Consider the following 4,084-nt stretch of genomic DNA (forward strand, 5'->3'; position numbering starts at 1 on the left):
AAGCACTGGGCGGTTTCTCCAATGATGAAATCTATGCCGCCGGCTGGAAGGGAGAAATATGGCTGCGGGAGCAAGGCAACTGGCGGCAAGTCGACAGTCCAACCAACTTTAAAATAACTGCATTGATATGCGCCTCTGATGGTTATTGTTATTTATGTGGCCGCCAAGGCACTTTGCTGCGTGGCAGAGCGGACACATGGGAAATTATCGATCTCGACGAGTTCACCGATGATTTCTGGAGCATTGCTGAACACCAAGGAAAAATATATCTAGCCACCCTGTTCGAAGTATTCGTTCTCGATGAAAATTCTTTGCAGCCAGTCAACTGGAACATGCCGAAGCCCAATACTTGCTACTGCCTATCCGCTAAAAACGGGGCGCTTTGGTCTGTCGGCCAAAAGGACATCTTGGTACATGACGGGCAGAGCTGGAGGAAACTTGCTTAACTCACTATTTCTCAAGACTTTGAAATGTACTCGAACTTGATTCCGCTGATTTTGGATCAACATGTCGAAGAAGCCAGCTTCCTCGCCGTCCTGCGGGACTATGCCCTGGGCGCACCGCACTACGACTTCGACCACCTCAGCCAACTCGACGAGCGCATCGACGCCCACCTTGACGGCCTTCGAGTCGCCGGCACCTGCGGCCTGGAAACCCTGTTGGCTCAACTTGGGCCACACGCCATTGGCGAGCTGTTCGCCAGTGTGGTGCTGGCCTTCGAGGCGGGTAACGCACAGGTGTTGTCACGGCTCAGCGAGCATTTGCGAAGTGCCGTAGAAACGGAGAGCGGCTACCTGATGGCCTTGGGTTGGCTCGACTGGAAGTGGGTATCGCCCTGGATCGATCGCCTGCTCGCCTCCCCCGACCCCCTGTTTCTGCGCCTCGGCCTGGCCGCCTGCGGCATGCACCGCCATGACCCCGGCCCTGCCCTGCTTACCGGACTTTCCCACGCCGACCCAAGCGTCCTGGCACGTGCCGCCCGCACTGCCGGCGAACTGCGCCGTCGTGACCTGATGCCGACAATTCGCACCCACCGGCAACACCAGGACACCGCCACGCGCTTTTGGGCCAATTGGGCCACCGCACAGATGGGCGACGAGGAAGCGCTGGAGCCGCTGCGGCAGTTCGCCGAGCAACCGGGCCAGTTCCAGTACCACGCGCTCTGTGTACTGCTGGCCTGGCAAAGGCGTGAGCACAGCATCGCCTGGATACGTCAGTTGATACAGAACCCTGAGCAACAGCGCGTCGGCATCCAGGCCGTTGGGCTGCTGGGCGATCCGGTCAGCGTGCCCTGGCTGATCCAGCAGATGAGCGACCTGCCTCATGCCCGCGTCGCCGGCGAGGCCTTCAGCCAGATTACTGGGGCTGACCTGGCGTTACTCGATCTGGAATTGCAGGACCTGCCGGATTTCGATGCAGGCCCGAACGACGACCCTGAGGATGCCAATGTGGCCATGGACCCCGATGAGAATCTACCCTGGCCCGACCCGCAGTTGATCGCAGCCTGGTGGCAGGCCCATGGAGGTGATTTCCAGGCGGGCGTGGGCTATGTGCTGGGGCTGGCGCAGCGCGAAAGCAGTTTTCAGCAAGCGCTTGTCCGGGGCCAGCAACGCCAGCGTATTGCCGCCGCCTACGGCATCGCCCGCTTCCGGCCGACCGAAGTGCTTTTCCCCACCAGCGCACCGGCCTGGCGGCAAAAGCGGTTGTTGTTCGGAGAATGAGCAGGCGCTTCATTCGGGAGCTAACGCGCTCAACACGGACGACACCCTCATCCCGCTCAGAGATGAGGACATCCAATAGCCCCTGACAACGGATCACTGGACAACGCGACTCATCGAAATTCGAGAGCTCGCGTCCAGTCAGAGTCAGCAGGTTCATAAAGATAGAGGTTTACCTGCATTTCCTCATGGCGAGCATCCTGCTCGAAAGGCGAGCCTGGCACCTCGGCGCCGCTTGCATTCAGCACTTGTGCAAACCTGTAAAATGCTCTGCAAAGACCAAATAAAGAAGCTTGTTCCTACCTCCTTATTCATCTACCGGGCATCCGCGAGCAACGGACTTATGATCATCCATCACAGTCCATCCATGCCCCACTCCCCCTCTTCCACCGCCAACCGCTCCAACAATCGACAATACTCCCCAAACATCGCCTCCCCCTGCGCCGCCGTCAGGCGATCAGTCGCCAGATCCCAATGGATCAACAAGGCCCCTGGCGTCTCGATGCTCAGATTGTCCAGCGCCACGCCGTGGGTGCGGCTTGCACTGTCAACCAGGGTCACGCCTTCGGGCAGGTCCAGTGATCCTTGTGGGTTGAGTCGGGTAAACACCACCGGGAAATCCAGGGTGCGTGGGTGCTGCTTGTCCGTTGCGACCTTGCGCAGTGCCTGCAAGCCGCTGATGGCGCTGTGTTGTTGATCCTCGATGAAGATCCGATCGCAACGGCGGGCTTGTTCGATGAACGTCGGGGCTTGGCTGTTGAAGTCGATCCAGCTCAAGGTGGTGAAGTCACCGACCAGTGCGTCGATCTGTGGGTGGACGGGGGGGCGTTTCCAGCCCGGGGCCACCAGGGTGAAGGCTGGCAATGCGCAGTGTTTTGCCAGGCAAAAGGCATAGACGCTGATCAGTAAGGCATCGGCGCTGATGCCCGCACGTTCGATGCGTTTGCGCAGCAGTGGCCAGCAGTCGAGGCGGTGCTCGTATTTCAGGTACCGGCCGTTGACGTCGCGGTTGGCCTTGAGTTGCGGTCCCTGAGGCAGGCGGCGGAATTTTTCCTGCCAGTAAAGCGCAGCGTCTTGCGCCGCTGGGCTGCGTTTGAGCTGTCCGAGTGCTGCGATGTAATCCGCGAAGTGGATGGTCAGCGGGGGCAGTGTTGCGCCCTGGTAGAGCTTGAGCAGTTGCCGGATCAACAGGTCTCGGCTGGGCAGGTCGACAAGCAGCAGGTCCACGGCCAGATGCACCAGGCTCTGACCTGCGGCGGCGCTGCTGACCTTGAGCACGGCATAGGGCCAGTCACCCAGTGCAGTCACCCGGCCGAGCAGCTCTTCGGCGACTTGGGCGGGGCTGACACCCTGCCCCAGCGTTTCCAGTTGCCCTCCTGGCGGGATTTGCATGATCTGTTGGGTGCCGTTGGCCAGAACCCGCGTGCGCAGCAGCGGATGGTGGGCCTGCAATTGCTGCCAGGCCCGGGCCAGCCGAGCAACATCCAGGGCTGGGATGCTCAAGGCCAGGTAGAGCTGTGCCCCGCCCTGTCCTGGGTGCAGCGAGCGGCTGAAGGCGTATGCCTGCTGTTGATCCGTCAGTGCAAAGGGCTGGGTTGGCTCCGCGCTGGAAGCCAGCTGAAAAGGCGCCACAGGGAGCAGATCGGTGGATTTCAATGCCTGCCAGTGATCGTCAGCGTCCGCCAACCTGCACAGCAGCTGGCAATAGTCGGTAAACAGTTGCTCGATCAGGCCGTCGGGATAGCAGTCGATGGCCACGTCCCAGCTCAGGCTCAGTGCGCCGCCACGCTCGCGCAGTTGGTGATCAAGGTTGATCTGTGGGGTTTGGGTCACACAGTAGTGCTGGGCATCGCCGAAGCTCGGGGCAGCGTCGAGCACCGGGTTGTTGAGCATCGAGGTGAAGACCACCTCGCCGCCTTTGAAAGGTTGTGATGGCTCGCCACGTCGACGGATTTCCCGCAGCGCCGCGACGCCGCCGACGCTGGCATGGTCAAGGTCCTCCAGCAACTGGCGCTGCACCCCTTGAACCCATTCCCCCAGGCTTTGTTCCCGGGCTGCGGCAAAGGCAAAGAATTGGGTCGAGATCAGGGGGCCAACCAGACGCTCAATGTCCGGGTGCAGGGGCAGCCGGCCATAGCTGGTGGTGATCAAGGAGAACGCCTGGCCGGCATTGGCCCGTTGCAGGATCAGGCCAAACAGGCTGAGCAGCAGTGCCGTGCCTGAAACCTGCAGGGCCGTCCCCCGCTCTTTCAGGCGCTGCCAGCGGCTCGGCTCCAGGGTCGAGGTCAGCCGTTGGCGCTGGCGGCCGGCCGGGCGCGGTGCCTTGGGCAAGTACAGGCCCGGCGGCGCCGCCGCCAGTTTGTCGA

The 4,084-nt window shown here is 61.3% G+C and carries 2 protein-coding genes and 1 pseudogene; 2 read left to right on the forward strand and 1 reads right to left on the reverse strand.

Annotated features, from left to right (window positions below):
- Positions 1-446: pseudogene (locus tag BLX41_RS37005) on the forward strand (hypothetical protein); the annotation flags it as partial.
- A gap of 24 nt (positions 447-470) precedes the next feature.
- On the forward strand, positions 471-1,721 hold the full coding sequence (locus tag BLX41_RS32725; protein WP_123728203.1) for a TIGR02270 family protein: 1,251 nt from the start codon (positions 471-473) through the stop codon (positions 1,719-1,721).
- Between the two features lie 351 nt (positions 1,722-2,072).
- Here BLX41_RS32725 and BLX41_RS37010 read toward each other — a convergent pair.
- Positions 2,073-4,084: condensation domain-containing protein (locus tag BLX41_RS37010; RefSeq protein WP_259745503.1), on the reverse strand; the 2,012-nt coding region annotated here is incomplete at its 5' end.

The organism is Pseudomonas protegens (assembly GCF_003732485.1).
In the GTDB taxonomy this organism is placed as follows: Bacteria; Pseudomonadota; Gammaproteobacteria; order Pseudomonadales; family Pseudomonadaceae; genus Aquipseudomonas; species Aquipseudomonas protegens_B.